At 62.3% G+C, this 1,128-nt stretch carries 1 protein-coding gene; it reads left to right on the top strand.

The features are described from left to right. Window positions 1–371 precede the first annotated feature (371 nt). The coding region (locus tag AC1RKI_RS30055; RefSeq protein ID WP_492798431.1) for a reverse transcriptase domain-containing protein at window positions 372–1,128 on the top strand (757 nt) is incomplete at its 3' end.

The following is a 1,128-nucleotide window of genomic DNA, read 5'->3' as shown; positions in this document are numbered from 1 at the left end:
TACAGTGTGCGCCGGCTAACCGGCAAGGAGTAGAGGGTGAAAGTCCCTGACAGCAGAAGATCTAGCGAATCACGCTGTCCCCGAGTCATGCGCTGCGAACCGCGAGGCGCGCAGCGAAGCGTTGGCAGGGGTGCGTATAGGCCAGCCATTGAGCCGCGAAAAGCATATTCAGTCCCGAGTGCCGACGTACTACTGTATGCGGAAGGCAACACGGATGGGCGCGCTCGCGCGAGCGTCCATTCGACTCGGCGCGGTCTGAGACCCTGGCATGTACGTACGCTCCTTGTGCGGGAACCGGGAGATCTCCTGACCGGCCCGCGGCGGCAGTACAGCCGCGTGGTCCGTATCGGGAAGGCGAGGAGCCGAAGCCGATGATGCACGGTCAGGAGAAGTCGGACTTCCCCATAGTAGCGACGAAGCTGGCGAACAAGTCCGGGCAACCGGAGGCGGAGTCGGTGGAGCCAAGGGGGGAGGCCAAGGGGAACATGGACTGCTCACGCACGTCCCGGACGCTGAGCCGGTTAAGCGTGTCCCAGCGATTGGTCCGTGTGCGGGAAGCCGCAAGGCAAAGGAAGAAGGAGCGGTTCACAGCGCTGTTCCACCTGATCGACCTTGACTTATTGCAGGCGTCGTTCTTCTGGCTGAAACGGAAGGCGGCGGCGGGGGTCGATGGGATGACATGGGGCGACTACGAGCAAGACCTAGAGGCAAACCTGAGCGACTTGCACGGGCGCCTTCACCGCCAAGCCTACCGGGCACAGCCCAGCCGCCGACAGTACATACCGAAGGCGGATGGCAAGCTGCGCCCACTGGGCATTGCCGCGTTGGAGGACAAGATCGTCCAGCGCGCGGTGGTGGAGGTGCTCAACGCGGTCTATGAGACGGACTTCCTAGGGTTCTCGTACGGCTTCAGGCCACGGCGCAGTCAACACGATGCGCTGGATGCACTGGCCACTGGGATAGCGCGAACTTATGTGAACTGGATACTGGACGCCGACATCAGTCGATTCTTCGACACCGTCAGCCATGACTGGCTACTGCGGTTTCTGGAGCATCGCATCGGCGACCGGCGCGTGTTACGCCTGATAGGCAAATGGCTGAAAGCTGGCGCGATGGAAGATGGGGTGG

This window comes from Cupriavidus sp. GW822-FHT06G04 (assembly GCF_058799075.1).
This window is presented reverse-complemented; position numbering and strand designations above follow the sequence as displayed.